We start from the raw sequence: 25,041 nt of genomic DNA, 5'->3' as shown, positions 1-25,041 counted from the left end.
TTATACACTAAGTGTTTTTTGAATGTTTTTTCGGGAACGATACCGGGAACGTTCCCGTAATTATCAACATTTTTTGATGCCCAAGTCCGGGAACGCAAGCGAAATTCTGCGCGTTTTAACAAAAACTTCAAAAAAACTTAATCAAAACAGGCGATTTACAGGCAAAAAAAAGAGCAGTTTTTAAGCTGTTTTTTCGGTCGATTTTCTTTTGATCAATTTAGAGTCCAGCACTACTTTTTTATTGACATCAACCGATGAAGGATCTTCCAACATTTTAAACAAAAGTCGGGCGGCTTCCACACCAATTTCAGTTGCCGGTTGGGTGATGGTTGTTAAGGAAGGGTTGAGCAGCGGGGCGATCTCCAGACTGGAAAAACCGATGACCTTAAGGTCTTTTGGTACCTGTATTTCAAGATCATAACAGGCATAATAAGTAGCAAAGGCCAAACGCTCTACCGAGGTAAATACGCCATCGGGCTGAATTTCGCGCAGCATCTTTTTCAGGATGCTGTGGTTTTTTTTATAACTGTTGCTGCAATCGATCACCAGCTGGTCATCAAAGGGGATCTGGTATTTGGCCAGTGCATCAATATAGCCCTGCATCCTGGTCTTTCCGATGGACAGGTTTTTGTTGATCACCAGGTAAGCAATGCGTGTACAACCTTGTTTAATGAGGTGCTCCGCTGCAGAGAAACTGCTTGCATAGTCATTGGTGATGACCCGCGGGGTAATAATGTCTTCATACACCCGGTCAAAAAACACCAGGGGCAAACGCTTATTTGCCAGTTCGTTTAAATAGTTATGGTCATTCGCCTCCCCTGAAACCGACATAATGATACCATCGGCCCGGCCGTTGTGCAAGTGATGGATAAAAGAAACCTCTTTCTCGTAATCATCTTCTGTGGCATAAATCAGAATATGATAACCTTTTTCACGGGCAATCCGTTCTATGCCATGAATGGCTTGTGAGAAAAAGTTATTGGCCAGCTCGGGAACAATTACCGCAATGGTTTTACTGCGCTGCTCCCGCAGGTTACTGGCATAATGGTTCGGCTGGTAATTCAGCTCTTTGGCTTTGGCCAGTATCCTTTCCTTGGTTTCTTTACTGATGTCACTGTTGTCCCGAAAAGCCCTGGAAACCGTTGAGGTCGATAAATCCAGGGCTTTAGCCAGTTCTTTTATATTAATATTGTGCATTCGCGATCTCTCCCAGCCATTACAGCTTGTATTTAAAAGTAAATATAGGGGAAAAGTTAGCTCCTGTTCAAAAAATAATATATGCTTTATTTTGGAATGGTTATCTGACCTAAATACTGACTGTCAGATTGCGAGCCTCTATCGGCAGCCACCACAGCAACATAGACTTCTGCCGTTTTTCCTTTAAATTTTGCAGGGACCGATACCTTTAAAACACCATCTTTACGGAAAGCCCCGTCAAAAATCCGGGTGATTTCTTTTTTGCGTTCCGTATCATACACCAGCACCATCACCTGGTCAGATTCCGCAGGCCGGTAAGTAATCGCAGCCGTATTCCAGGTAAACAGCAGCTGGCCTGGCTTTTCGAATTTAACTGCAGGGTCTTTTAATCCTTCCAGTTGACCCCCACTGATTTTAAACAGGGCCGGATCAATATAAAACCCGGCATCATCTTCCATAAAGGCAATTTTCCGGGTATAAGCCACCGCTGCTCTATAACCGCCTGTTTTGGTAAAATAATTTTTAAAGCCCACTTTTAAAAGCGGCTTTAAGGGTTTCAGGTGAGCCTGAACAAATTTGAATTTTTTTTGGTTGTGTTTTTCCGCAGCAGTATACCTTTTCTTTTTAGGCAGGCCCCGAACGTGGTCCTCTCCGTATAAGTTATACCCTACTACTGTACCGACTTTTCCACTGAAGCCGCCCAGTATTCCATTTTTGATTTTTGCCATGACATTAAGTTTTAAATTTCAAGTCCGGCCGGGGTCTAATTAATCTTTTAAGATCAACTTACACTAAGTTAATAAAAATTATGTAGTTATTGTATAATAATTATATAAAAACTATATGATTGACCCTGTTATCACCCTGTTACCACCCTGTTAACACCTAGTTACGACATAGCTATTTTTAAAGAATAAATAGGGTGTTTATGGCCGATGATTCTCGGTCACTATTTTATTCATTAGTCTTAAACACTCATTAGTATACGCCTGTACAATAGCTTTTTTTTAAGACCCAATGTTTACCAACTTTCTGATACAAAACCGTTCTATCCTGGCCACATAGATTTCCACAATTGAAATCAGTATAAAAAAATAGCATAGTCAAAATTTTTACTGAATAAAACATGGGAAAAGGTGAAAAAGCCACCACCAATTTTAGCATATATTTTAAGCCATTTTTCGGCTTCGTACTTAACAGGCAAACCCTTAGCCGATAATATCTTCACCTTGGACATCGATCCCTCGGACCATGATGTTGTATCTTTAGCTGAGTGGGATAAAAGTTCTTCAGCCGTAAAATCCTTCTCAGGTAAATCCTTGACGACATCGTTTAAACATCTTCCATCCATAAATATATATGGGCGCGATAAAAGTACAATCGAATCATTCTTAACTTCATTACTCAAATAATTCGTAAGTATAGCTTTTTCCTCTATATTTCGTTTTTGTATAAATGTGACCTCCTTAACCCCATTGGCTTGGCAAGAGATCAAAAACACAAAGGCCGTCAAAAAAAATGTATTTTTAATTTTATACATACTGGATCAAAAAATTGACTGGAAACACCAAGTTAATTTCCCTGCATTTATCTTCTTCTTAAAAAAAGAAAACCATCCGAATCAAAAAATAAATAATCAAACCGGAACTCAAAAAAAGTAAAGGGTTGTTAACATACCAGAACTTCCTGCTCCAGGCTTTAAAGAAGAAAAGATTAAATAGGCTAAGCAGAAACATTCCCAGGATTAATCCAATTACAGCAAACGTTCCTAAAACAAGTGGGACTTGTGCACTGTCATGAGTCTTCGCGCTTAGAACCGGGATCACCAGCATAAAAACAACAAATAACACAATCAACAGGATCGGATACCGCCCAACGGGCCAGAACTTAAGGGGTTTCATATTTATAAAAAATAATTGTATTTCATTTTAATTTTTTTTATTAAAAAAGCAGCACTGTCTCCAGTGCTGCTTTTCGCTATAAGTTAAAATAACCTTAATCTTTCCACTTCCACTCCCCTGCAATTTTCAACGGGGTTTCTAAATTGTTCTGTTGTAAAAAAGCCTTCAGCTCTGCATCCCCCTGAATTTGTACCGGGATCACCGGTGTATTGGCCAAAGCATAAGTCAGCATGGCGCTGTACCTCACCGTATTTTTCAGTCCCTGTTCATCTACCAGTTTAAAAGAGTCGCCATTGGAATGGTAAAACTGTCCGGAGTTGTTTGGCAATTTTCCGCCAGCACCACCACCTGTAGGTACGCCCTCCAGCATAAAAGGCTGGTGATCACTGTGCAGCCCTGCCCCGGCATTAAATGTATTTTTAAACCCTGTATCCAGTTTAGCGATCTGGGCGCCCCAGGAAGTAAACAAGTCTTTCATTTCTGCTCTTGAGGTCGAGAAGCCTTTAGGGTCATTGGTCATATCGTAATTGAGCATAAACTTAACCTGATCCAGTTTTTTGGCTTTCATTGCCTGTTCTACATAAGCTTTGGAACCCAGCAAGCCCTGTTCCTCGCCCATAAACAAAATAAACTCGACAGTACGTTTGGTTTTTAGGTTTAAAGCTTTAAAGCTGCGGGCCATATCCATGACGGCAAAAGAACCGATGCCATTGTCTATTGCCCCCGTGGCCAGGTCCCAGCTGTCCAGGTGTCCGCCCACCACGATCTTTTCATTTGGAAATTCCGTACCTTTTAAAGTGGCCACCACATTCCGGGCCTTGATCATTCCTGAAAAATTAGTCATCTCCAGGCTGGCATATTGAGGACCGCTTTTTAAGGCTTCCTTAATTTTCATTCCATCTTCCAGACCGATACAAACCGCCGGAATAGGGATCAGCTTTCCGGTTACTGAGGCTGTTCCGGTTAACAGCACCCCATTTTTTACTGTATTGATGATAATGATGCCTATTGCACCATTTTTGATAGCAATAGCCGTTTTTTCTGAGCGGTGCAGGGAAGCGGTCCCCTTAGCTGAGCCGGGTAACACCCCCAGGTACACCAATGCAATTTTTCCTTTTACCTTACCTGCACCTTGCTGATAATCGGCTTCCAGTCCATTCCCCATATCCACCAATTCGGCAGAAACCGAAGCTTTTACCGGAGAATGCGCCAGCGCAACCGAAGAAACTTCCTGTAGATGTTTTGCATCTGCCCCAACCTGTACTTTATTGGAAATCCGGCTCCAACTTTCTACTTCAAAAGGCTGATATTTGACATCGTAACCATAAGATTTAAGCAATTTATAAGCATATTCTTCTGCCCTGGCCCCATTGGCAGAGCCTGTCAGGCGATGACCAATGGTTTCGGTCGCCTCTTTCAGCCTTGGATAGGCTTTTGAATTTTGCTGCACATCGGCATTAATTTTCGAAAAGGCGGGATAAAAGTCGTCCGTCTGCGCGGAAGCAGATAAGCTGCAGGCAAGCAGCAGCAGAGAAAATAAAGGCTTCATAAATAAAATTTAGTTGAAGAAAGCAAACTTATTTCCGTGAAATTAGTATTTTTTCCATGAATACAAGAAGCAAACACAATTCCTTCTGCAACAAATTTATATCAAAAAAACAGGGGTTTATTTTTTGCGTTCTGTGGTGTAGCGAACCAGTTGTTCCAGTCCTGTACGGGCATCCCCGGGCTCAAAGCTGTGCAGAATTTCAAAAGCTTCCTGCTGGTATTCTTCCATTTTTTCATTGGCATAACGCACACCTTCTTTCTCATTGACAAAATCAATGATCTGCTGGATTTTGACCGGGTCATCCTGGTGGTTTTTCACCAGGCTAATGATGCGCTTTTTTTCGGCTTTATCTGAACGGTTTAGTGCATAGATCAGTGGCAGGGTAACTTTTTTTTCTTTAATGTCTATACCCAGGGGTTTGCCCACATCATCGGTACCAAAATCAAAAGTATCGTCCTTGATCTGGAAGGCAATGCCTACTTTTTCACCAAACAGACGCATTTTTTCAATGACTTCATCACTTGCCCCGGCAGAGGCTGCCCCACAGGCACAGCAGGAGGCAATCAATGAGGCCGTTTTCTGGCGGATCACATCAAAATACAACGCCTCGCTGATGTCCATACGCCGTACTTTTTCAATTTGCAGCAATTCTCCTTCACTCATTTGTTTAACTGCTTCAGAAACGATCTGCAACAAACGGAATTCATTGTTGTTGACCGACAGCAGCAAGCCTTTGGCCAGCAGATAATCGCCCACCAGCACAGCAATTTTATTTTTCCATAAAGCATTAATGGAGAAAAAGCCCCGCCGCTCGTAGGCATTGTCCACCACATCATCATGGACCAGGGTAGCGGTATGTAAAAGTTCTACCAGTGCCGCACCACGGTGGGTAGATTCTACAATCCCCCCGCATAGCTTTGCCGCAAAAAAGACAAACATAGGCCGGATCTGTTTTCCCTTTCGCTTTACAATATAATGCGTAATGCGGTCCAGTAATGGAGCCTCGCTGTGCATAGAAGCTTTGAACTTCTCTTCGAAAACCGTTATATCGGCAGCTATGGGTTGTTTAATCTGATCTATTCCCGGCATGCAGGTTAAAAAATGTTGTGCACAAACATAAATTAAATTCCTGTAATATGAGCAAAAATCTGCTCGGCATGAACCCTGGAGTTTTCAATGAACCATTTATGGGTATCCCTTCCGCCGCAAACCACTCCAGCAAGGTACAAGCCCTGCAAGTTAGTCTCCATAGTATCAGGGTTATAGACCGGAACACCGCCTTTATTTTCTTCCAGTTCTACGCCCAGGCGTCCAAGCATGCTAAAGTCGGGTTTATAACCAGTCATGGCAATAACGAAGTCATTTTCCTGATCTATAAGTCCTTTTTCTGTCCGGATGCGGACGGACCTTTCGCTGATCTGCTCCAGTTCTGCATTAAAAAAGGCTTTAATCTCTCCTTCTTTGATGCGGTTTTCAATATCGGGCCTTACCCAGTATTTGACATAGGAACCGATCTCTGCACCACGGACCACCAGGGTAACTTTTGCCCCTTTTCTATAGGTTTCCAATGCCGCATCAATGGCCGAGTTGTTTGCCCCGACCACCACCACATTCTGGAAGGCATACAGATGGGGGTCTTTATAATAATGGGCAACCTTTGGCAGGTTTTCGCCAGGAATGTCCATCAATACCGGCACATCGTAAAAACCGGTTGCAATAATCACATACCTGACCTCATAGGTGGCTTTAGAGCTTTGTACTTCAAAATGACCATCGGGCTTTTTCTGAACATCATTTACTTTTTCAAAAAGGCGGATGTTCATGCTAAATTTTTCGGCCACCCTCCGGTAGTATTCCACGGACTCGTTGCGGTTGGGTTTTGGGTTGATGCTGACAAAAGGGACACCTCCAATTTCCAGACGCTGGGAAGTGGAGAAAAAGGTCATAAACACCGGATAATTGTACAGGCTGTTGACCAGCGCCCCCTTTTCCACGATCACATAACTTAACCCGGCTTTTTGTGCTTCTATGGCGCAGGCCATTCCAATAGGACCGCAGCCGACAATCAGAACATCATAATTTTCCATCTGCAGCTCAGGCTTTCATGGCTTTGGATGGGCAGGCAAAATCTGTACGGCTTAAACCAGTCGCTTTAATGGCCCCGTAGCCTCCTGCAATGTCCACCACGTTTTCTACGCCCCTTGCTTTTAAAATAGAAGCGGCGATCATTGAACGGTAGCCGCCTGCACAATGAATATAATAGGTTTGTTCGGGTTGAATTTCATGGGTCCAGTCATTGATGTAATCCAGTGGCCTGGTCAGGGTATTTTCCAAATGTTCGGCCTCATATTCTCCTGGCTTACGTACATCAAGGGCATAAAGCTGCGGGTTAGCCTCTACAGCCGCTTCAAATTCAGCTGCTGAAATGGAAAGGATCTGGTCTGTTTCTCTTCCTGAATCTATCCAGGCGGGGATGCCACCTTCCAGATAACCAATGGTATTGTCGTAACCCACCCTGGCCAGCCGGGTAATGGCCTCTTCCTGTTTGCCATTTTCCACCACCAGCAATAAAGGTTGCTGTAAATCTGTAATCAGGGCACCAACCCATGGTGCAAACTGTCCGTTCAGGCCAATATTGACCGAAGAAGGGATAAAGTTTTTGGCAAAAACCTGCGGGTCCCTGGTATCCAGGACCAAAGCACCGGTCTGGTTGGCCAGGGCTTCAAAGGCTTCCGGAGAAAGCGGGTTCAGGCCTTTTTCATACACCTGGTCTACACTTTCATAACCATGTTTGTTCATGGACGCATTTTTAGCAAAATATTGGGGCGGCGGAAGGATCCCCTCGGTCACCTCTTTGATAAACTGCTCTTTTGTAGGTGCTTTTAAGGCATAGTTTACTTTTTTCTGGTTACCCAGGGTATCAAAAGTTTCCTTGCTCATGTTTTTACCACAGGCAGAGCCCGCCCCATGGGCCGGATACACCAATACCTGATCTGGTAAGGGTATAATTTTATGCTGCAGGGAATCGTATAGGGTAGCGGCCATGTCTTCCATGGTCAGCTCTCCCTGCTGGGCCAGGTCCGGACGGCCTACATCCCCGATAAACAGGGTATCCCCCGTAAAAATGCAATAAGGTTTTCCATCTTTATCGCTGAGCAGGTAGGTGGTCGATTCGGGGGTATGTCCAGGGGTATGCAGGGCTTTGATGGTCAGTTCACCAACTTTAAATTCTTCTCCATCGACCGCAATATGTGCTGCAAAAGAAGTCTTTGCGGTTGGCCCATACACAATTTCTGCACCTGATTTTTCTGCCAGGTCTATATGTCCGGAAACAAAGTCGGCATGAAAATGGGTTTCAAAGATGTACTTGATCACCGCACCGTCTTTCTGTGCCCTTTTCAGATAAGAGCCGACTTCTCTTAAGGGGTCAATAATGGCCGCCTGGCCATTACTTTCAATATAATAAGCGGCTTCCGCCAGGCATCCGGTGTAAATCTGTTCAATCTTCATAACATCCTTGAAATAAGCTACAAAAATACGCTTATTCTGCCGGAACAAAAGGGCCGGAAATGAATTTACAGAAGTTTTACTTAGGCTGTCAGCTCTCCGCGCAGGGATTGCTCCATCAGTTTTGCAATTTCAGGTGTTGGAAGCCCACGTCCCATCAGGTACATCAGCTTGGTCACCGCAGCCTCAAAAGTAAGGTCATAACCACTCACAACGCCCATTTGCTGCAGTTGTTTGCTGGTTTCATATTTACCCAACTCTACAGATCCCACCTGGCATTGGGTAATGTCCACAACGACTTTACCGGCATCGATCGCTTCCTGCAGGCTTTCAATAAACCAACCTGCAGTTGTGGTATTCCCCGAACCAAAGGTTTCCAGTACAATGGCGTTTACCGACGACCTGGTTACCGCCTGAACAGCCTGCGGGGTAATGCCCGGGTACATTTTAAGGACACCAATATTGGCATTAAGATCTGCATGTACCTTAAAGGCTTCTTTAGGCTGCTGTTGTATATAGTTTTTAAAGAAGGTCAGGTGTACACCTGCTTCTGCCAGTTTAGGGTAGTTCGGGGTACGGAAGGCTTCAAACTTTTCGGAATTGTATTTAATTGCCCGGTTGCCCCGCAACAGCTGATAGTCAAAATAAATGCAAACCTCGGGTACCATCGCCTTGCCTTGTTTTTTGGTTGCAGCGATTTCCAGGGCCGTAATTAAGTTTTCCTTGGCATCGGTACGGATTTCACCTATAGGCAGCTGGGAGCCGGTCAGGACCACCGGTTTGCCCAGGTTCTCGAGCATAAAGCTTAGTGCCGAAGCAGTAAAGGCCATCGTATCGGAACCATGCAGGATGACAAATCCATCGTAATGGTTGTACTTACTTTCTATAATTCTGGCCAGCTTTGCCCAGATGTCCGGATGCATATTGGAGGAATCCAGGATCGGGTCAAAAGAATGCACGTCCAGCTGGTAGTTTAAACGCACCATCTCCGGAACATTTTGCTGGATCTGCTCAAAATCGAAAGGAATGAGCGCACCCGTCTGCGGATTATTGACCATGCCAATTGTCCCGCCAGTATAAATAATAAGTAGTTTAGTCATCGACTGCTAAACTAAAAAAATCTTTCTGGAATTAGATGTAGTAATTTCAGCAATTTCTTCAACAGAAATGCCATAAACCTCGGCCAGCTTTTTGGCAATGTACACCAGGTAACTGCTTTCATTGGGTTTGCCCCGGAAAGGCACCGGCGCCAGATAGGGCGAATCGGTTTCCAGAACCAGGTGCTCCACAGGTACATATTTCAACACCTGGTCCAGTCCTGCTTTTTTATAGGTCAGCACCCCGCCAATTCCTAAGTAAAAACCCAGGTCTATGGCTTGCAGGGCCTGATCGAGGTTGCCCGTAAAACAATGCAGGATCCCCCTTAATTTTTCATCTTTTTCCTGCTCCAGGACTTCAAAAATCTCATCAAAAGCCTCTCTGCAGTGGATTACAATGGGCAGGTCCAGTGCTTTGGCCCATCCGATCTGTTTTCTGAAAGCTATTTTTTGAATCTCCAGGGTGCTTTTGTCCCAGTACAGATCAATTCCGATTTCGCCAATGGCATAAATTTTCCTGCCGGCAATGCTTTGATAAATCTGATCAAGTACCTGCTGAAAATCTTCTTTGACATCACAAGGGTGCAGACCGGCCATGGCAAAACAGTTTTTAGGATAAAGGGCAACCAGTTCGTCAATCATCGCAATGGAAGCTACATCTACATTGGGCAGGAACAGTCTTTGGACTTGCTGGTCAAAACAGCGCTGTAGGAGTTCACTTCGCTTCTGAGGGTCTGTTTCGTAATAAAGATGGGTATGGGTATCTGTTAAAAGCATAAGACAAAGATAAGAAATAAAAAGCCCTGCCTATAAGGATAGGCAGGGCTCTATTTTAAAAGCGGTACGCTTATTTTTTCTTGGCTGGTGCTGGTGTAGCTACTGCCGGGTTAACTGGTGCCGGAGCTGCGGGAACTGTTACAGCAGAAGGTTTTTTAATGTCGGATAGTTCCACTTCAAACACCAATGGTGTGAACGGACCGATTGCACCCTGCATACCGTTTTCACCGTAAGCCAGTCTTGAAGGGATGATCAGGGTGGCTTTACCGCCTTTACCGATCAGTTGCAAACCTTCGTCAAAACCAGGGATCGCTCTTCCAAGCGGGAAAGCACGAGGGCCATATTGTGCCATCGGATTGAATTTACCTGATTCCTTAGCAATTTTAGCATCGCTGGTATCAAATACATTGTCTTTGCCGTTTGATTTTTTAGTGGTCAGTTTTCCGGTATAATTCACCATAATGGTATCACCAATTACAGGTTTTTGTGCACTTCCAGGTGTGGTGATCACATACTGCAGGCCTGAAGCCGTCGTTTGAACTTTCAGGTTATTGTCTGCGATGTATTTTTTAATTTTTCCTTCTTCAGAAGCTTTGCGTTTGTCAACCATTGCTTTGTAATCTTTCTGGAAGAAATCTTTTGCTTTATTCTGGAAAGTAGAATCTGCTTCTTTTGGATCTTTGTGCAGTACTTTTTCGATTTTAACTGTAAATACCAGGTATTTGTCTTTTTTCAGTTGTTCTGGTTTTGGCTGACCAGAATGTTTGGCCATCGTATCCAGGTCCAGTTTGAAAGTAGCGCTATCGCCTTCTCCGAAAAGGTAAAGCACATCGTTCATGTCACCTGCATATTGTTTTTTACCTACAGGGAATACCTGCGGCTGCTCCAGGTCATAGGTGTTTGCCATCACTGAATCTTTTTCATTTTTCTGAATAAAATTCAATTTGATGATGTCACCTTCTTTGATTTTTTCTTTTCCTTCAGATTTATGTATCATGTACATCAAACCTCCCGGTCCTTTTTTGTAGTTGTTACAAGCAGCCAGACCAAGCGTAGCTGCAAAAAGAATTACTAAACTTTTTTTCATTATAAATTTGATTGTTTTTTAGCGGTTATGAAGCATGCATCAGCTTGGGCTTCGATTTTGCCAGGGTTAAGCTGATGAAGTTTCATTATAAATTATTTGTTTTTTTCGTGTTGTTTATTTCTTTTTTTAATTGTTCTTTACCCCGGTTACTGTAATAGTTGTGTTTTGTACTCTGCCAAAATGGACTTAAAAAAAGCTACAGTTTCCGTGAGACTTTGTTCCGAGGCGCCACCTGCAGCGTTTCTATGCCCTCCCCCGTTAAAGTATTTTTTGCAAATTTCATTGGCCGGAAAGTCACCTGTAGAACGAAGGGACAATTTCACCCGGTCTGTTCTTTCGATGATAAAAGCAGCCAGTCTGATCCCGTTAATCGACAGGGCATAATTTACAATCCCTTCGGTATCCCCGGTTACAATATTATAATGTTTCAGTTCTTCTGCCGTCACGGTAATGATCGCGGTATTAAATTCTCTGATGATTTCCAGCTTATTGGTTAAACAATGCCCCAGGAAACGTAAACGGTTTTCGGTGGCATTATCGTATACCAGTTGATGAATTCGCCAGTGTTCGGCACCCGCATCGATCAGGTCCGCCGCAATCCGGTAAACCTCCGAAGTAGCAGAAGGAAAACGGAACGAGCCCGAATCGGTCATGATCCCGGTGTACAAACAGGTGGCAATATCTTTGGTCATCAGGCCCGGATCTTCCAGCTGGTTGACAATAAAATCATACACCAGTTGGGCCGCAGCACAGGCATTGATGTTCCAGTGCCGGTAATCGTCAAAATCTTCTGGATCCAGGTGATGGTCTATCATCACTTTATAACCTTCAGAACCGCGGATCAGTTCGCCCAGTTCATTGATCCTGCTCAGGGTGTTAAAGTCCAGGCAGAAAATGATGGCAGCCTCGGCAACATATTGTGCGGCCTTCTCCTTTTCATCCGTATAGATGATCACATCAGAATTGTTTGGCAGCCAGTGCAGAAAGTAAGGATAGTCCGTAGGGGTAATCACCTGAACGTGATGTCCTTTCTGGATCAGATAGGCATATAAACCCAGAGAAGAGCCCATGGCATCGCCATCCGGTTTATGGTGCGTGGTAATGACAATTTTCTGCGGCGTGGCCAGCAAAGATTTTAGTTCTGAAAGAGATAACATATATATGGCTGCAAAGCTAACAATTTAATGATTAAATTTTCAAGCGGCAGAAATTTAAACAGCCCCTTAGCAACTTAAGAGTATAAAACGTATTTTTGCAAAAAATTAAAACAAAAAAATGGCTACTAACAGAACTTTTACAATGATCAAGCCTGATGCGGTTGCTAACGGGCACATTGGTGCGATCATTAACGACATTACTTCAGCTGGTTTCAAAATCATCGCATTAAAATATACTCAATTAACTCCTGAAACTGCAGGTAAATTTTATGAGGTTCACAAAGAACGTCCTTTCTATAAAGACCTTGTTGATTTCATGTCTTCAGGTCCGATCGTTGCAGCAATCCTTGAAAAAGACAATGCAATTGAAGACTTCAGAAAACTGATTGGCGCAACCAATCCTGCTGAAGCTGCTGAAGGCACCATCCGTCAGAAATATGCAAAATCTATTGATGCAAATGCCGTTCACGGTTCTGACTCAGACGAAAACGCACAGATTGAAGGTGATTTCTTCTTCAAAGCGGACGAGCGTTTCTAATCCGGTTTTAAAAAAATATCAGATAAGCATCCTCAAAAGGGATGCTTATTTTTTTGCAGTCTACTTACTGAATTTATTTTTATATAAATTCGGCCTCAAAATTTAGCGTTCAGATGCCTTTGGGCTATGGCGCTCTTTTGATGAACCTGAAATTTAAGAACATGAAAAAATTAGCACTCACCTTGCTGGTGCCCCTGACTGCTTTTTCTGCCCTGGCGCAAAATAAGAAAACCGTAAAAAAGACAAGCCCGGCTAGTAAAACAGCTGCTGTGGCAATTAAAAACGGACTGGATTCCGCCAGTTATGCTTTTGGGACAAGTATGGCCGCAAACCTGAAAAACAATGGCCTGGACCATTTAAATTACGACCTGTTTGTTAAAGGTTTAAAAGATGCTTTTGGGGATAAAGCCTTATTGTTGCCTAAAGAAAAGTCACAGGCAGCCATCAACAATCTTTTTGTAGAGGCCAGTAAAAAGAAATTTGCACCTGCTATTGCCGAAGGAAAAGCTTTCCTGGAAAACAACAAAAAAGTTGCCGGCATCAAAACAACACCCAGTGGCTTACAATATCAGGTTTTACAGGCCGGTAGCGGGGCAAAACCATTGGCTACTGATACCGTACTGGTGCATTACAAAGGCACTTTGTTAAACGGAAAACAATTTGACAGCTCTTATGACCGTAAAGAACCGATTTCCTTTCCTTTAAACCGCGTCATTCCTGGCTGGACAGAAGGTGTACAATTGATGGAGCAGGGTTCTAAATACAAATTTTTCATTCCCTACAACCTAGCCTATGGCGAACGTGGTGCCGGACAGGACATCCCACCTTACAGCACGCTGATTTTTGAAGTGGAATTGCTTAAAATTAACGGAAAGTAGCTTTGAAAACCTTTTTCATAAATGGTTGTTATCTTCTAAAACAAAATTTATGAAGCGAAGAAACTTTGTTCCCCTGGCCCTTTTGGTGCTTTTGACCATAAGCCTTTCGGGTTGTGCCGCCATAGAAGGTATTTTTAAAGCCGGTGTCTGGTCTGGTGTAATTATCTGTGTACTGATCCTTGCCCTGGTTATCTGGCTGATCAGTAAAATTTTTGGCGGCGGTAAAAATTAAAGAAATACAATTTCCGTAATGACCTCAGAACCGGTACGTTCATTAATTTTTTGAATGATACCGGTTCTGACCATTAAAAGTTCATTTTTAATCACCGAGGATTCTATCCTGACAAAGAGCTTTTTATTGGCCACATAAATGGTTGTGGTCCGGTTCCCAATGGCCTTCCCCATAATCTCCGGCCAGAGGGCCACCACAGAGGTCTGGTCAAACTTCCCCCTCAGCTTATAAACTGAAAGCAGTTTTTCGATCCCTTCTTTCAGGGTGATGTCTTTGGGCTTACGCATGTTTTACAATTCCTTTATCTACCTCGAACAAAGTTACGGGAACTTTAATGCTATTAAAAATATTCTGAACCCTTTCCCGGCCGGTGTCTGTAATAAAAATCTGGCCGAAGTCCTGATGGGACACCATTTCCATGAGTTTGTGCATGCGCTGGTCATCGAGCTTATCAAAAATATCGTCCAGCAGCAACAGCGGCTTAAAGCCTTTATACTTTTGAAGGTAGGCATATTGTGCCAGCTTCAGGGCAATCAGAAAAGATTTCTGCTGGCCCTGCGACCCGAATTTTTTCAAAGGCGTTTCGCGGATACCAAACAGCAGGTCATCTTTATGAATCCCTGTAGTGGTCCTTTCCAGGACCTTATCTTTTTCTGCAGACTGCTGCAGTAACATTTCAAAAGCGGTATCGTTTAACTGGGACTGGTAAAAAAGCGTTACTTCTTCTGCCCCCTGCGCAATAAAAGTATAATACTGATTAAAAAGCGGGACGTATTCTTCCATAAAACGTTTGCGTTTTTCAAAGATCTTCATCCCCGAGGCGACCAGCTGCTCATCAAAAATCTGCAGGAGTGCCGGATCGTATTTCCTGGTCTGGGCAATTTGCTTGAGCAGGGCATTCCTGTTGAGCAGGTGACGGTTGTACAGGATCAGTTCATCCAGGTAAGCCGCATCCGTCTGGGAAATCACATTGTCCATAAAGCGCCGGCGCTCTTCGCTTCCTTCCATAATGATGTTCACATCATAAGGAGAAATCATCACCACCGGAAACAAACCAATATGGTCGGCCAGTTTTTCGTAGTCTTTTTTATTTCTTTTAAATTGCTTTTTCTGGTTCTTTTTAACCCCGCAGGTGATCTTTTCGTTTTTTTCTTTTCTTTCAAAATCCCCCTGGATCAAAAACAATTCTTCACCCGTTTTAATCTGCTGGCTGTCTACCGGATTAAAATACCCTTTACAGAGACACAAATAGTGAATGGCGTCCAGCAAATTGGTTTTTCCTGCACCATTATTCCCAATAAAGGCGTTTACCGTCCTGGAAAAGCGGACATCTGCGTCGGTATAATTCTTGAAATTTAAAAGGGTAATGTTTTTTAACCACATAGTATCTAACATCAAAGTTACCGTTTCATACCGTTAAATCATTAAAGTTTAATTAAATACTACACAAAGGGGTTGATACTTTGAGTGAAAAATGTATTTTTGCAATCCTTAATTTTTTTAAAACAAAATGTCTGTAACAGAAAAAGAAATAAGCAACCCTGTAAGAAAGGGCTCTTTTGTACAAGAAAACTCAAAAAGCCTGCTTTTTATTGCAGCTGCAGTTGTCGTATTGATTGGTATCTACTTCTGGTATCAAAATGTATATTTAAAAGACCGTGCCGAAGAAGCCTCTGCAAAAATGTACAAATCGGAACAATACATCGGAGTAGATTCTTTAGCCACCAAAGCCATTAACGGCGAAGGCGGTTTCCCTGGATTTGAGCAGATTGCAAATGAATATGCAAACACCAAATCTGCAAACCTGGCAAACCTCTATTTAGGTGGAATTTACCTGCGTAAGGGCGAATACAAAAAAGCCACAGAAGTTTTAGGAAAATATGCCGAAACGGGAAGCCCTGTTGCGGATCCTTTGGCTTTAGGCTTACTGGGTGATGCGTACAGCGAACTGAAAGATTACAAACAGGCAGTTACTTATTATAAAAAAGCAGCTGATAAATCGAGCAACAAATTTACCTCTCCGATGTTCCTGAAAAAACTAGGCCTGGTATATGAGCAGCTGAAAGATTTCAAATCTGCTGAAGACGCTTATACCAAAATAAAAACTGAATACCCAGCCAGCCAGGAAGCAGCCCTGATTGACGAATATATTGCCCGTGCTGGTGCCCAGGCAAAATAATTAAAATATTAAAGTAATTTTACAAAGGCTAATCTTTAAGGTTAGCCTTTTTTGTATCCAATCCTTATCTTTGACCCATGGCAACACAACTTAAAAACCTGAGTGATTTTTCTCATACCACCGTTCCTGACGGAAGCCCTTACAGCATTGCAATTGCAGTAGCAGAATGGAACGCTGAAGTGACGGGCGCATTGTTTAACGGCGCATTGGAAACCCTGAAAAAACATGGTGTAAAAGAAGAGAACATCATTTCTGTTGCAGTCCCAGGAAGTTTTGAACTGACCGGTGCCGCAGAAATCCTTTTAAATAAACACCCTTATCTTCATGCAGTAATTTGCCTGGGCTGCGTGATCCAGGGGGAAACCAAACATTTTGATTTCATTTGTGATGCCGTGGCAAATGGTTTGTCCAATGTAGGCATTAAGCACAGCAAACCCGTTATTTTTGGTGTACTGACCACCAATGACCAGCAGCAGGCCATTGACCGCTCGGGTGGCAAGCATGGCAACAAAGGAGATGAAGCTGCAATTACCGCCATTAAAATGGCTGATCTTGCCGCAAGCCTTTAAGACTTGTTGTTAGTTTTTACAAAAAGCTGTAACTTAGTAGAACAAATTTATAGAAATGAAGAAAATAGCGATACTATTATTAGGTGTATTTTTCGCAACAACGGTGCTTCAGGCCTGCTCGAACCGCATTTGCCCTGCTTATAGTTCCTATCCGGAAGGCCGTAAAAGAAGAGGATAATTTCGCCTGTTTATATTAAAAAAGATGATTCAGATGCAGTGGACCAATATAACTGATCTTTCGCAGATCGACGAAATACAAAAAAACAAAGGGTACAGCCTTATTTTCAAACACAGCACCCGCTGTTCAGTGAGCATGATGGCTAAAAGACGTTTTGAAATGGACTGGGATGCCCTTCCTGAAGATACCTCCCTGTACTTTTTAGACCTGATCAGTTACCGTGATATTTCTGCCCAGATTGCCGAAACCTTTCATGTCCATCACGAATCGCCGCAAATCCTGCTGATCCGTGATGGTGAATGTGTCCTTGATGCTTCCCATGGAGACATCTCTGCAGAGGAAGCTGCCCAGGTTATTAATAATTAAAGTTTACCGTTTTGATCAGGTCCGGGTGCAGACTGTAAAACACCGGACAGGTATTGGCAGATCTTTCGATGATCTTTTTTTCCTTTTCTGAGTAGTTCTGGTCAGGGAACTGGAAATTAACAATAATCTCACCCACTCTTCTTGGGTCCTGAGCCATGATTTTGGTAATTTCACAAGTTGCCCCGTCAATATTAAAACCATGTTCATTTGCTGCTATGCCCACAATGGTGAGCATACAGTTTCCAAGTGAAGTGGCCAAAAGATCTGTCGGGGAAAATGCTTCTCCTTTTCCTTTGTTGTCAACAGGTGCATCGGTAACGATTTCCTTGCCGGAACTTAAATGTACGGAGGTGGTTCTTAAACCGCCGTTATAGGTTATTTTTGAAGTGGCCATCTGGAATAAATTTATACAAGATTACTACATTTTTTTTAATCGGGAACTTCTAAAAGTTATTCGCTCTTTTTAGAACTTAAATCTATTATAAATATTTAGCTCATTGATTTTTATTTTATGCTGAATGGTATAAATTGATATCAAAATCTTTTTTATTTTAGGAAAAAGCCGGAAATTTGTCTTTCTATCATCCTGTTATGCGCATCGCACACCTTATCATGGCCCATAAGGCCCCCCTCCAGCTGTCCAGGCTTATCGACAGGATGAACCATAGCCAATTCGACTTTTACGTTCATGTTGATCTTAAAACTCCTATTGAAGGCTTTGAATTTCTGCTGGAGAAAAAAAACGTTTACCTGATTGACAGCAGGAGCCTTTGCAACTGGGGTGGCTGGTCCTTTACCCGGGCCATCCTGAATTCCATGGGAGAGATCCTTTCAAAGGATATTGACTATGGTTTTATCAACCTGTTGAGCGGACAGGATTATCCCCTAAAGCCGGCCGGGGTCATTTACAATTATTTTAAACAAAGACCTGGTCAGAATTTTATTTATTATGATGCTTCGGAAAAATCCTACTGGTGGAAAGAAGCTTCTTCCAGATATGAAAAATACCATTTTACAGATTTAACCATCAAAAAAAAATACCTTTTCCAGCTCCTGCTCAATGTCTTTAGCCCCAAGCGTAAGTTCCCTTTAAATCTGCACCTGTATGGTGGCAGCAATGCTTCCTGGTGGACCATCAGCAGTGATTGTGCCAGGTATGTCCTGCAGGCCATAAATACAAATGAGCACCTGCAAAATTTTCTAAAATATTGCTGGGGCACTGATGAATTTGTCATTACGACCCTCATTATGAATTCCGAATTCAAAGAGCAGACCATTAACAACAATTTTCGTTACATTGACTGGTCTGAAGGCAAAGCACATCCAAAATTTCTTGGAAAGGAAGATTTTGATCAGCTCAAAGAAAACGTCTTGTTTTTTGCCAGGAAATTTGACCAGGAGAAGGATCCTGAAATTCTGGATCAAATTGACCAGCATTGTTTAAAGATGAATTCAAAGGATCCTGCTGCCGGCCATCCGGATCCTTTATAAATTAAAGCAGCAGAGGGAATATTCTTTCTTCTTTACCTGGGCCAAACATTTCATGTTTATAACATTTCAATCCTATTGCTTAACTTTGTGCTATGATTGAACTTCCAGTTGTTTCAGCAAATCAAACCCAGCGTAAACCGGACTGGCTTAGAGTTAAGCTTCCCGTTGGTAAAGAATATGCACAGGTCCGCAGTTTGGTAGACACGCATAAGCTTCATACCATTTGTGAAAGCGGTAACTGCCCGAATATGGGAGAATGCTGGGGTGCCGGTACGGCCACTTTTATGATCCTGGGCAACATTTGTACCCGCTCCTGCTCTTTTTGTGCAGTAGCCACAGGAAGACCTTTGGCCGTGGATACCGATGAGCCCAACCGGGTAGCCAATTCAGTGAAGCTGATGCAGGTAAAACATTGTGTAATCACCTCTGTAGACAGGGACGACCTGAAAGATGGCGGTTCCATCATCTGGGCGGAAACTTTACAGGCCATTCGCCGGGAAAGTCCTCAGACCACACTTGAAACCCTGATCCCAGACTTTAAAGGTCAGTGGGATAACCTGTACCGTGTACTGGAGGAAAGACCTGAGGTGGTTTCCCATAACATGGAAACTGTAAAAAGACTGACCCGGCAAGTAAGGATACAGGCCAAGTATGACAGAAGCCTGGAATGTTTGAAAAGAATTTCTGAATTTGGTTTGAGAACCAAAACCGGCATTATGCTTGGCCTGGGTGAAACCGAAGAAGATATATTCGAAGCCATGGACGATCTGGTGGCTGCTGGGGTTCACATCTTAACCCTGGGCCAGTACCTGCAGCCAACCCGCAACCACCATCCTGTGGTCGACTGGATCCACCCTGACCAATTTGCAAAATATAAAGAAGTCGGCCTGGCCAAAGGGCTAAAATACGTAGAAAGTGGTCCACTGGTCCGCTCCTCTTATCATGCTGAAAAACACCTGTTTGATTTTTAGTTTTAATTTTTAAAGCCTAAAACAAATATTATTTTCTTCTTGTTATAGATTCTGTATATTAGCTACCGTTTGGCACCATCTAAAAAAATATCTTTAACTGAAGAAGAGCTTGTTCTTGCCCTGAAAGGCAGGAAAACAATCGCTATGCAGGCCCTTTATGATATGTATTCAGGTGCTTTACTTGGGGTTATTGCCAGGATCATCCAGCACCAGGAAATTGCTGAAGACGTATTACAGGAAACTTTTATAAAAATCTGGAATTCTTCCACGCACTATGATGCCTCAAAAGGCCGCTTGTTTACCTGGATGATGAACATTGCCCGAAATCTGGCCATTGACAAAGTCAGGTCCAAAGATTTTAGGAATACCGCTAAAAACCAGGACATTGAAAATAACGTAGATTCCATTGACGCACAATCAAAGATCACCTTTAACGCAGATATTCTTGGCTTGAAAGATATGGTCACGGCACTCAAGCCGGAGTTCCATACGGTTCTGGACATGGTTTATTTTAAAGGTTACACTCATATTGAGGCGGCAGAAGAGTTAAATTTACCATTGGGCACGGTTAAAACCCGGATCCGTATGGCTATTTTGGAGTTAAGAAAATATTTTAATTAAGTGGAAGAGGTTAAAGCATATATAGAATCAGGCATACTTGAACTTTACGTTCTGGGACAGTTAACGCGCTCCGAACAAGAAGAAGTTGAAGCCATGGCAGCCCGGCACCCGGAAATCCAAACGGAAATTACGGCTATTGAGCTTGCAATGGAGGAGTATGCCCTGCAAAATGCCATAGCCCCCTCTGCAAGTCTTGACCAGAAAATTTTGTCCAGTCTTTCTTCCCTTCAAAGCCATCAGGAAGAACCCAAAGCAGAGCAAAATCCCCCTAGGCCAGAAGCCAGCGTAGTATCCCTTGCACAACATCAGCCCGCAGACTCCAGGGTCCGGTCTTTACGGATTGCTTTAGCTGCCTGCGCAGCATTATTGCTCATTAGTCTTGTAGCCCTGTTTTCTGCACATTCGAAATTAAGTGAAGCAGAAAATCAGATTGCAAGCCTGAGCAGCCAAAACCAGAAATTTGCTGCCACTGTTGGTTTTATGAAAGACCATAACCAGGATTTACAGAAAATAGCAGACATGACTGCTGATCCGGCATGGAAAATCGTCAAACTTTCCGGTACCAAAATGGATCCTCAGGCCAAAATGACCGTATACTGGCATGCAGCCGGAAAACATGTAATGGTAGACAATTCCAAAATGAACCTTCCGGTAAACGATCAGACACACCAGTACCAGCTCTGGGCATTGGTTAATGGCAAACCGGTAGATCTTGGTGTTTTTGATGTAAAATCAGATACTTCACACCTTCTGCTGAACATGAAAGAAATTGGTGTGGCACAAGCCTTTGCGGTTACCCTGGAAAAACGCGGTGGAAGCCCAAGTCCGACCATGGAGAAAATGATCGCCATGGGTGGCGTTTCTATTTAATCATTTGCCGGACAACCCGGGGAATGTGCCGGGCAACTTGTGAAGCACTTACATTAAAATAGTTTTCAGCCAAATCGTCTCCTGATTTTCCATGCACGTAACATCCGGTAAAAGCAGCCTTCTCTGCGCTTAAACCCTGCGCAAGATAAGCAGTAATCATTCCTGTCAATACATCTCCCATTCCACCCTGAGCCATTGCGGGATTACCTGTGGGGTTAATCAAAACCTTTCCATTTGTTCCAATGATAAAGGTATATTGATTTTTCAGTACAATGACAGACTGGTATTTTTCAGCTGCGCTGCGTGCGGCCTGCAAACGTTCAAACCAGTTCTGCTGCGGGCCAAATAACCGGTCAAATTCTTTCATATGTGGGGTCAGCACAGAACCCGCAGGAATCAGTTCCTTTAATTGAGGATACCTGGACATGATATTTAAAGCATCTGCATCGAGTACCATGGCCTTTTCCATAAGCAACAGGTCATGCAATAAACTATGACTGGCCGATCCGGTACCCAGGCCTGGACCTACAGCTATCGCCGTATATTGATTCAAATCATCACTAATGTGGCTCCGGCTCAGGTACATCACCTCGGGCAAGCTGCAGTTCAATGCGGTTAAACCGCTTTCGGGGATAGATAAGGTGGTCAGTCCGGCCCCAGCATACAGGCAGCCTTTTGCGCAAAGCAGCGCTGCCCCCATGGTTTGGGCCGCTCCTGCGATCAATAGGGCGTGTCCATAAGTCCCTTTATGACTGAAACTCGCCCTGGGCAGTAATACACGCTGTACATCCTGCTCCCTCACCAACTGGTAAGCTCCTTGTCCGCTGCTGTTGTCCGTACTTTGTTCAACCCCAATTTCCTCGGGTGCACTGGCATCGGGCAGGTAGTAACGGAGTGACTTTTCCATATTAGAGTTCCATTTCTTTTTTCAGAAATTTTCCGGTCAGGCTTCGAGGGTTCTGGATCAAACCTTCCGGCGTGCCTTCGAAGATAATTTTTCCTCCTCCAGCACCACCTTCTTCTCCCAGGTCAATCACCCAGTCGGCCACTTTAACCACATCCAGGTTATGTTCTATCACCAGCACAGTATTGCCTTTTTCAACCAGCTCATTCAGAACACCCAGCAATACATTGATGTCTTCAAAATGAAGTCCGGTAGTGGGCTCGTCCAAAATATAAAAAGTACTTCCCGTATCTTTTTTGGACAATTCTGTTGCCAGTTTAACGCGCTGTGCCTCTCCGCCGGACAGGGTTGTGGACGATTGTCCTAGGGTGATGTAACCCAGGCCAACATCTTTTAGGGTTTTAATTTTACGATAAATTACCGGCATGTTTTCAAAAAAACTGCAGGCTTCTTCAATGCTCATGTCCAGGACATCACTGATGGATTTACCACGGTAACGAACTTCCAGGGTTTCCCTGTTGTATCTTCTGCCGCCGCATTCTTCACAAGGTACCTGTACGTCCGGTAAGAAGTTCATCTCGATGACTTTCATTCCTGCACCCTGACAGGTTTCACACCTTCCTCCTTTTACGTTAAAGGAAAAACGGCCCGGCTTATAGCCCCTGATTTTAGCTTCGGGCAATTGTACGTACAAATTCCGAATGTCTGAAAATACACCGGTATAAGTCGAAGGGTTGGAACGTGGCGTTCTTCCAATAGGCGCCTGGTCTATTTCAATAACTTTATCTATTTCTTTGAGCCCGTTAATTTTTTCGTAGGGCAGGGGGTGTTTTTTTGCCCTGAAAAAATGATGGTTCAGGATGGGATACAAGGTTTCTGTAATCAGACTGGATTTACCGCTTCCTGAAACACCAGTCACGGCAATAAATTTACCTAAGGGAAAATCGACAGATACGTCCTTTAAATTATGGCCGCTGGCTTTAATGATCGAAAGCTTATGTCCGTTACCTTTTCTTCTTTTGGCAGGGATTTCAATTTTTTTCCGCCCGTTCAGGTATGCGGCCGTTAAGGTATCCGATTTTAAGATTTCCTCGGGTGTGCCTTGTGCAACAATTTGTCCACCTCTCACGCCTGCAGCCGGCCCAACATCAATCACGTGGTCTGCTTCCAGGATCATGTCTTTATCGTGTTCCACCACCAGAACTGTATTGCCCAGGTCACGCAGGTTTTTCAGGGCATGTATTAACCTTTCGTTGTCACGCTGGTGTAAACCTATACTTGGTTCATCCAGAATATACATGACGTTCATCAGCTGTGAGCCGATTTGCGTGGCCAGACGGATCCGCTGTGCCTCTCCACCCGAAAGTGTCCTTGCTGTACGGTCCAGGGAAAGGTAATTCAATCCGACATCACTCAGAAAGCCCAATCTGGCCCTGATCTCTTTCAGGATTTCCCTGGCAATGGTATTCTGACGCTCTGTCAAACGGTCCTCCAGGTCTGTATACCAGAGTTTGATGCTGCTGATGTCCATTTCAGAAACCTCAAAGATGTTCTTTCCGTCTATCTTAAAATGCAGGCTTTCTTTTTTCAGTCTTGCCCCATTACAAACCGGACAGGTTTTAAGTTTCCGGAAGGCTTCCATATCATCCACCGCCGCTTCGCCTTTTCGCTCCTGCTGCTCTTCCAACAGTTTAATCAAACCATCGAAAGTAATCTGGTAATTCTGAACATTCCATTTATTGTACTCTACGGCAACTGAAAGCAATTCGTGCGTACCATTAAGAATGATGTTTATAATTTCTTCATCCAGTTTTTCTATAGGGCTGGACAAGGAAAAATTATATTTTTTGGCCAGGGCCTTCAGCACCTGGAACACCCAGATGTCCCTGTACTCACCCAATGGGGCCAGTCCACCGTTCAGGATGCTGAGTTTTGGGTTCGGGATGACCGACTCCCGGTCTACCACAAAAATATAACCCAGACCGTCGCAACGCTCACAGGCTCCGTATGGAGAGTTAAAAGAAAAGCTGTTGGGCTGGGGTTCATCATAAGAGATCCCCGTGGTCGGACACATTAAAAAACGGCTGAAGTGGGAAACATTGTTGTCCTTATCACTGATTTTAATAATGCCTTTGCCCACTTTCATTGCGGTTTGCAAAGAATCCAGCAGACGTTTTTTATCTTCTTTATCAATAATCAGCCGGTCTACCACAATTTCAATATCATGGATCTTATAACGGTCTACCTGCATTTTAGGGCTCAGGTCCTGAATCTCACCATCGACACGGACTTTCACATAGCCCTGTTTACGGATTTGTTCGAACAACTCCCGGTAATGTCCTTTACGTCCTTTTACCACTGGGGCCAGGATATTTACAGGCATCTGATCGTATTTTTTATAGATATTGTCCAGGATCTGATCTTCACTCATCCGTTCCATTTTTTCTCCGGTATTGTAAGAGAAAGCATCTGCCACGCGGGCATAAAGCAAACGCATAAAATCGTAAATCTCGGTAATGGTACCTACGGTAGAACGAGGGTTTTTACTGGTCGTTTTCTGTTCAATTGCAATAACCGGACTCAGACCGGAAACTTTATCCACGTCCGGTCTTTCCATACCACCCATAAACTGCCTGGAATAGGCACTGAAGGTTTCCATATAACGGCGCTGCCCTTCGGCATAAATGGTATCAAAAGCCAGGGAAGACTTCCCGCTTCCACTTAAACCGGTAATGACCACCAGTTGGTTTCTTGGGAAGGAAATATCTATATTTTTAAGGTTATGTACCCTGGCTCCGTATACTTCTACATCTTTTTGCTCGCCCAGGTCAACGGTATTTTTACTCATATATATTTTTAAACAACAATAGGTCTCTATTCGGGTTAAAGACGCTCTCCTTTGGAATTAAGACAGCAAATTTTCAGCCACAAAATTGCTAAAAATTTTATCAAAATTAAAGTCTTTACACTGA

Annotated in this window: 27 protein-coding genes; 11 read left to right on the top strand and 16 right to left on the bottom strand. The window is 43.4% G+C overall.

The window, feature by feature from the left end; all coding sequences use genetic code 11:
- Window positions 1-180: 180 nt before the first annotated feature.
- From B0O44_RS20580 to B0O44_RS20525, 11 genes are all read right to left on the bottom strand, one after another.
- Window positions 181-1,197, bottom strand: coding sequence for a LacI family DNA-binding transcriptional regulator (locus B0O44_RS20580; protein WP_110833984.1), 1,017 nt, complete (start codon window positions 1,195-1,197; stop codon window positions 181-183).
- A gap of 86 nt (window positions 1,198-1,283) precedes the next feature.
- Window positions 1,284-1,925, bottom strand: a complete 642-nt coding sequence (locus tag B0O44_RS20575) for a DUF6266 family protein (protein ID WP_110833983.1) — start codon at window positions 1,923-1,925, stop codon at window positions 1,284-1,286.
- 353 nt (window positions 1,926-2,278) lie between these two features.
- Window positions 2,279-2,737 (bottom strand): hypothetical protein, encoded by a 459-nt coding sequence (locus tag B0O44_RS20570; RefSeq protein ID WP_110833982.1) that lies wholly within the window; start codon window positions 2,735-2,737, stop codon window positions 2,279-2,281.
- A 455-nt stretch (window positions 2,738-3,192) separates the two neighbouring features.
- A complete protein-coding gene (locus tag B0O44_RS20560) occupies window positions 3,193-4,647 on the bottom strand; it encodes a M20/M25/M40 family metallo-hydrolase (protein WP_110833980.1) in 1,455 nt (484 codons plus the stop codon).
- 117 nt (window positions 4,648-4,764) lie between these two features.
- A complete protein-coding gene (locus B0O44_RS20555; RefSeq protein WP_110833979.1) occupies window positions 4,765-5,736 on the bottom strand; it encodes a polyprenyl synthetase family protein in 972 nt (323 codons plus the stop codon).
- A 32-nt stretch (window positions 5,737-5,768) separates the two neighbouring features.
- Entirely contained in the window at window positions 5,769-6,734 is a 966-nt protein-coding gene (locus tag B0O44_RS20550) for a YpdA family putative bacillithiol disulfide reductase (RefSeq protein ID WP_110833978.1), read from the bottom strand.
- A 7-nt stretch (window positions 6,735-6,741) separates the two neighbouring features.
- Complete coding sequence (locus B0O44_RS20545; RefSeq protein WP_110833977.1) at window positions 6,742-8,157, bottom strand: MBL fold metallo-hydrolase; 1,416 nt, start codon at window positions 8,155-8,157, stop codon at window positions 6,742-6,744.
- An 80-nt stretch (window positions 8,158-8,237) separates the two neighbouring features.
- Window positions 8,238-9,254: an asparaginase gene (locus B0O44_RS20540; protein ID WP_110833976.1), complete on the bottom strand. Its 1,017-nt coding sequence runs from the start codon at window positions 9,252-9,254 to the stop codon at window positions 8,238-8,240.
- Between the two features lie 6 nt (window positions 9,255-9,260).
- Entirely contained in the window at window positions 9,261-10,028 is a 768-nt protein-coding gene (locus B0O44_RS20535; protein WP_110833975.1) for a TatD family hydrolase, read from the bottom strand.
- A gap of 70 nt (window positions 10,029-10,098) precedes the next feature.
- Window positions 10,099-11,115 carry an FKBP-type peptidyl-prolyl cis-trans isomerase gene (locus B0O44_RS20530; RefSeq protein WP_110833974.1) on the bottom strand — a complete coding sequence of 339 codons (1,017 nt, stop codon included), beginning with the start codon at window positions 11,113-11,115 and terminating at the stop codon, window positions 10,099-10,101.
- 146 nt (window positions 11,116-11,261) lie between these two features.
- On the bottom strand, window positions 11,262-12,272 hold the full coding sequence (locus B0O44_RS20525) for a DHH family phosphoesterase (RefSeq protein WP_110833973.1): 1,011 nt from the start codon (window positions 12,270-12,272) through the stop codon (window positions 11,262-11,264).
- Between the two features lie 118 nt (window positions 12,273-12,390).
- Between B0O44_RS20525 and B0O44_RS20520 the strand changes: the two genes are divergently transcribed.
- The 3 genes from B0O44_RS20520 to B0O44_RS20510 all read left to right on the top strand — a co-directional run bounded on the left by B0O44_RS20520 (window position 12,391) and on the right by B0O44_RS20510 (window position 13,920).
- Window positions 12,391-12,810 carry a nucleoside-diphosphate kinase gene (locus B0O44_RS20520; protein ID WP_110833972.1) on the top strand — a complete coding sequence of 140 codons (420 nt, stop codon included), beginning with the start codon at window positions 12,391-12,393 and terminating at the stop codon, window positions 12,808-12,810.
- Window positions 12,811-12,971: 161 nt separating this feature from the next.
- Window positions 12,972-13,688 (top strand): FKBP-type peptidyl-prolyl cis-trans isomerase, encoded by a 717-nt coding sequence (locus tag B0O44_RS20515; protein ID WP_110834089.1) that lies wholly within the window; start codon window positions 12,972-12,974, stop codon window positions 13,686-13,688.
- A 49-nt stretch (window positions 13,689-13,737) separates the two neighbouring features.
- A complete protein-coding gene (locus B0O44_RS20510; protein ID WP_110833971.1) occupies window positions 13,738-13,920 on the top strand; it encodes a hypothetical protein in 183 nt (60 codons plus the stop codon).
- Here the strand turns inward: B0O44_RS20510 and B0O44_RS20505 are convergent.
- A complete protein-coding gene (locus tag B0O44_RS20505) occupies window positions 13,917-14,207 on the bottom strand; it encodes a DUF721 domain-containing protein (RefSeq protein WP_110833970.1) in 291 nt (96 codons plus the stop codon). The two genes, B0O44_RS20510 and B0O44_RS20505, sit on opposite strands and share 4 nt — an antisense overlap.
- Window positions 14,200-15,303, bottom strand: a complete 1,104-nt coding sequence (recF, locus tag B0O44_RS20500; RefSeq protein WP_110833969.1) for a DNA replication/repair protein RecF — start codon at window positions 15,301-15,303, stop codon at window positions 14,200-14,202. The genes B0O44_RS20505 and recF overlap by 8 nt, the downstream gene beginning before the upstream one ends.
- Before the next feature lie 127 nt (window positions 15,304-15,430).
- On the opposite strand from recF, the gene B0O44_RS20495 reads away from it, so the two are divergent.
- The 4 genes from B0O44_RS20495 (at window position 15,431) to ytxJ (ending at window position 17,212) form a co-directional block, all read left to right on the top strand.
- Window positions 15,431-16,099: a tetratricopeptide repeat protein gene (locus B0O44_RS20495; protein WP_110833968.1), complete on the top strand. Its 669-nt coding sequence runs from the start codon at window positions 15,431-15,433 to the stop codon at window positions 16,097-16,099.
- A 77-nt stretch (window positions 16,100-16,176) separates the two neighbouring features.
- A complete protein-coding gene (gene ribH, locus B0O44_RS20490) occupies window positions 16,177-16,668 on the top strand; it encodes a 6,7-dimethyl-8-ribityllumazine synthase (RefSeq protein WP_110833967.1) in 492 nt (163 codons plus the stop codon).
- A 55-nt stretch (window positions 16,669-16,723) separates the two neighbouring features.
- Window positions 16,724-16,846, top strand: a complete 123-nt coding sequence (locus B0O44_RS25310; protein WP_262512052.1) for a hypothetical protein — start codon at window positions 16,724-16,726, stop codon at window positions 16,844-16,846.
- 33 nt (window positions 16,847-16,879) lie between these two features.
- The gene (gene ytxJ, locus B0O44_RS20485; protein ID WP_110834088.1) at window positions 16,880-17,212 is read left to right on the top strand and encodes a bacillithiol system redox-active protein YtxJ; all 333 of its coding nucleotides are present in this window, start codon (window positions 16,880-16,882) and stop codon (window positions 17,210-17,212) included.
- On the opposite strand, the gene B0O44_RS20480 is transcribed toward ytxJ, so the two are convergent.
- Complete coding sequence (locus B0O44_RS20480) at window positions 17,202-17,606, bottom strand: OsmC family protein (protein ID WP_110833966.1); 405 nt, start codon at window positions 17,604-17,606, stop codon at window positions 17,202-17,204. The two genes, ytxJ and B0O44_RS20480, sit on opposite strands and share 11 nt — an antisense overlap.
- 197 nt (window positions 17,607-17,803) lie before the next feature.
- Here B0O44_RS20480 and B0O44_RS20475 point away from each other — a divergent pair, with 197 nt between their 5' ends.
- The 4 genes from B0O44_RS20475 (at window position 17,804) to B0O44_RS20460 (ending at window position 21,165) form a co-directional block, all read left to right on the top strand.
- Window positions 17,804-18,703, top strand: a complete 900-nt coding sequence (locus B0O44_RS20475; protein ID WP_110833965.1) for a beta-1,6-N-acetylglucosaminyltransferase — start codon at window positions 17,804-17,806, stop codon at window positions 18,701-18,703.
- 92 nt (window positions 18,704-18,795) lie between these two features.
- Complete coding sequence (gene lipA, locus B0O44_RS20470; RefSeq protein ID WP_110833964.1) at window positions 18,796-19,674, top strand: lipoyl synthase; 879 nt, start codon at window positions 18,796-18,798, stop codon at window positions 19,672-19,674.
- A gap of 69 nt (window positions 19,675-19,743) precedes the next feature.
- Complete coding sequence (locus B0O44_RS20465; RefSeq protein WP_110833963.1) at window positions 19,744-20,295, top strand: RNA polymerase sigma factor; 552 nt, start codon at window positions 19,744-19,746, stop codon at window positions 20,293-20,295.
- Window positions 20,296-21,165, top strand: coding sequence for an anti-sigma factor (locus B0O44_RS20460; protein ID WP_110833962.1), 870 nt, complete (start codon window positions 20,296-20,298; stop codon window positions 21,163-21,165).
- Here B0O44_RS20460 and B0O44_RS20455 read toward each other — a convergent pair.
- A complete protein-coding gene (locus B0O44_RS20455; protein WP_110833961.1) occupies window positions 21,158-22,072 on the bottom strand; it encodes an NAD(P)H-hydrate dehydratase in 915 nt (304 codons plus the stop codon). The genes B0O44_RS20460 and B0O44_RS20455 overlap by 8 nt on opposite strands.
- Window position 22,073: 1 nt before the next feature.
- The gene (uvrA, locus tag B0O44_RS20450) at window positions 22,074-24,917 is read right to left on the bottom strand and encodes an excinuclease ABC subunit UvrA (protein WP_110833960.1); all 2,844 of its coding nucleotides are present in this window, start codon (window positions 24,915-24,917) and stop codon (window positions 22,074-22,076) included.
- Window positions 24,918-25,041 lie beyond the last annotated feature (124 nt).

The organism is Pedobacter nutrimenti, from assembly GCF_003208655.1.
GTDB lineage: Bacteria > Bacteroidota > Bacteroidia > Sphingobacteriales > Sphingobacteriaceae > Pedobacter > Pedobacter nutrimenti.
Note: the sequence above shows the minus strand (reverse complement) of the source record. Positions and strands in the feature narration are given on the sequence as shown.